Annotated in this window: 4 protein-coding genes and 1 pseudogene; 1 reads left to right on the top strand and 4 read right to left on the bottom strand. The window is 37.3% G+C overall.

Annotated features, from left to right (window positions below; translation table 11 throughout):
- Positions 1-1028 (top strand): IS1182 family transposase (locus Q0U74_RS07720; RefSeq protein ID WP_297393876.1); only part of this gene is annotated, 1028 nt, incomplete at its 5' end.
- A gap of 219 nt (positions 1029-1247) precedes the next feature.
- On the opposite strand, the gene Q0U74_RS07715 is transcribed toward Q0U74_RS07720, so the two are convergent.
- From Q0U74_RS07715 to Q0U74_RS07705, 4 genes and pseudogenes are all read right to left on the bottom strand, one after another.
- Positions 1248-1742, bottom strand: coding sequence for a hypothetical protein (locus Q0U74_RS07715; protein ID WP_297393874.1), 495 nt, complete (start codon positions 1740-1742; stop codon positions 1248-1250).
- A 53-nt stretch (positions 1743-1795) separates the two neighbouring features.
- Positions 1796-2116 carry a GNAT family N-acetyltransferase gene (locus Q0U74_RS07710; protein ID WP_367178326.1) on the bottom strand — a complete coding sequence of 107 codons (321 nt, stop codon included), beginning with the start codon at positions 2114-2116 and terminating at the stop codon, positions 1796-1798.
- Between the two features lie 123 nt (positions 2117-2239).
- Complete coding sequence (locus tag Q0U74_RS07790) at positions 2240-2605, bottom strand: isoprenylcysteine carboxylmethyltransferase family protein (protein WP_367178325.1); 366 nt, start codon at positions 2603-2605, stop codon at positions 2240-2242.
- A gap of 261 nt (positions 2606-2866) precedes the next feature.
- Positions 2867-3068: pseudogene (locus tag Q0U74_RS07705) on the bottom strand (DNA-binding protein); the annotation flags it as partial.

Raw genomic sequence — 3068 nt, 5'->3', positions numbered from 1 at the left:
CTTATCGTTGGTTTCTCGGTTTATCTTTTACGGATGCCGTGCCACATTTTTCAACATTTGGAAAAAATTATAAGCGACGTTTCGAAGGAACCAATATCGCCGAACAAATTTTTTCACAGATTCTCATCCAGTGCTTTGAGGCAGGCGTGGTCGATTCTAAAGATATTTTCATTGATGGCACCCATGTTAAAGCTTGCGCCAATGGTCGGAAGTATACAAATGAGGAAATCCTTATCCAGGCAAAATGGTTAGCGGATGAGATGATGGAAGCTGTTCAAAAAGATCGGGAGATGCATGGAAAAAAGCCCCTAAAAAATACAGAAAAGGAGTCCTCAACAAAATCCCAAAAAATCAGTCCCAATGATCCCGAGGCCGGTTGGTTCCATAAAGGAGACCATAAGCAAGTTTTTGCTTACAATATTCAAACTGCCTGTGATCGAAACGGCTGGGTATTAGGTTACAGCGTACATTCAGGGAACACTCATGATACACAAGCTTTTCCGTCATTATTTAACAAGATTATCTCGTTTGACCCTACCCGTATTATTGCGGATGCCGGGTATAAAACTCCCACCATCGCTCAGTTTCTGTTAAGTCAAGCCATCACCCCTGTATTTCCTTATACACGTCCTAGACGTAAACCAGAGAATCGAGACATTGTCTATGATGAATACTATGACTGTTATTTAGACGAAAACAATACTGTCTATCATTACACAACAACGAATCGCAAGGGTTACCGAGAGTATCGCGCATTGGGAGAAGAAAGAAATAAACGCGTCATTACACGGCATGTCTGGCAAGAAGCTCTTGAAACTTGTGAAGATATCCGGCACTCCGATGGTATGCGTGAACTTTATCAAGAACGTAAGCAATCGGTGGAGCGATTATTTGGCACTGCGAAGGAGCATCACGGTTTTCGCTATACTCATTTAGTTGGGAAAGCCTTGATGGAATTCAAAGCAGGGCTCACTTTTGCCTGCTTAAACATGAAGAAACTGGCCAATATACTGGCATTGAGAAGCTAGAAAGGCTTCGTTTTTTTATTTTCAGAGGATATTTCACTAAAACAAAAGACAAACCCTTATTTTGAGATTAACTCAAACGGGGTTTGTCTCCAATCTGATGTTATTTTCAGGTTGTTTTTTAGCTTCATAATGAACTTTTGTGCATATCTCATTACAAAAAGTCTGCTATCTTATGATAGGACGTTTGAACAATGATAATCTATCTTCAAAAGCCTTGTTTTACAAAAACAGACTGCAGATCCACGCCAAAACAAAGGCCCCGATAATCATCAGAATAATATGGCTAAAATGTTCTTTCTTGTTATAGCCAAAGAGTTTCGAACTAAGCACTTCTTTCACCTCATGATAATAACGCTCAAAGAATCCAAATCCCCCATTTGAAAGCAAGACCCAGTCAAAAAAGACAATGTCAAAAGTCTTCATCAGCAACAATATGGTTATTAATCGAGAGAAAAACTGTTCCAAAGTAAAGTTATTGTGGATACCAATTAGGGCTGCTAAAACAAGAGAACCCACCATTAAAAATATGGCGATAATCGCCAGTATCCAACCCATAAGATGCTGTCCTGAAAAGCGTTCTTTTTTCGGCTGTACAAGTTCATAAACTTCCTTTGGTGCAGATGTAAAGAATCTTTCATCCTGGATAAATCCTACCCCTGCCCATAGTAATAAAAAGAGTCCAGCCATCATCAAAAATGACAATAAAATCGTCATTTAAATCCCTACTTCCCGATGCAATAGTTCAAATTACCATTGTAATTGGATGTTTAAAAAGGGTGATAGAAAACGGCACTATCTTTTAAATCAATAGCTCCTTGTGATACATAAAAGTCATAGGCTGCTGAATTTCGTAAAGTTGTAAAAAACGAACCTGTTACTCCCTCTCTCCTCAAATCTTTTATGGTTTTTTGGTAAAGCTTTTTAGCTATCCCTTGTTTCTGATAACTTGGGTCTATAAAGAGTTCGTCAATATAATATGTTTTTACATCATTAAAAGTTTGGATATGCCCTAATATTGCCCCAACGGTCTCGCCCTCTTTTTTTGCTACCAATCCATAAAAATTAGGGAAGGAAAAAATATTTTCCAATGAAATTTTTGTTGTTGCATCCGTCCATTTTTGTTTCTATTCTCCGTCATTAAAGGCTTTAATAAAACTGGGAATTAATTTTTCTATATCATTTTTATCTGCTATTTTTGTCTCTATCATTTTTTATTTCCTCCTGAATAGTATGACTCGATCTGTTTTTTTAGCGTAATTTATGTATGCTTCTCCAAATTCATTTACGAGCTTTTTCTCTTCTGTTAAGATCATTAGTACCGTTAGAAAAATCCAGAATAAAATCGGCAGTATTAGGAGATAAATATTGTTCATCAAAAGGATTAAACCTATAAAAAGATGAGGAAAGGCGGAGTAAATAGGGTGTCTGACATAGGCAAAGACGCCATCGGTAATTAGCTTGTTTTCTTTCACATGCTGAATCAGTCGGGAAGAAATATTTGCTTTTATCCAGAGAGTGATCCCTATTTCAACGAGTAAAAGCCCTATAAGGCATACGTTTGTATAGCCTGAACCCAAGTTAAAACGGGTATCTTCCCTCTCTTTTGAAGTAAGAAAGCAAATGCCGTTATTATTAGCATGGTTCCTACAAAGAAAAGTCTCACGCTCAGTATAAATCTTTTCGTTTTCAATTAGAACCTCCTGATTGCCTCCTCGTTAGCCTCGTTTAACTACTTAAATTATACTATTTAAGTCCTTACATTTAAAGAAAAATCGCATCCTCGCTTTTCAGGAACAAAAAAATAGACAGTGCAGTCCGAAGACCACACCGCCAGATTCTTATCTTTCATTTTCATGTTTATGCTCTGTTTTTCTTACCCCCTGCTTTTTATCCGCCTGCTGGCGCTTCTTTATCGCCCCTAAAATAGACTCTTTCTTTTCTTCTTGACTCATTACTTGTTCTTTTGCTTTTAAGAGCTTAGAAGATAAAATACGAACATTTTTATGTTCCTTTCCGTTGTTATCAATACTTGTTTTTACT

This window comes from uncultured Peptoniphilus sp. (assembly GCF_946998875.1).
Lineage (GTDB): Bacteria > Bacillota > Clostridia > Tissierellales > Peptoniphilaceae > Peptoniphilus_A.
This window is presented reverse-complemented; position numbering and strand designations above follow the sequence as displayed.

What these genes read in the sequence shown, in the direction of transcription:
- Q0U74_RS07715 (WP_297393874.1), bottom strand. Translation starts at nt 1,742, where the DNA reads ATGACGATTTTATTGTCATTTTTGATGATGGCTGGACTCTTTTTATTA.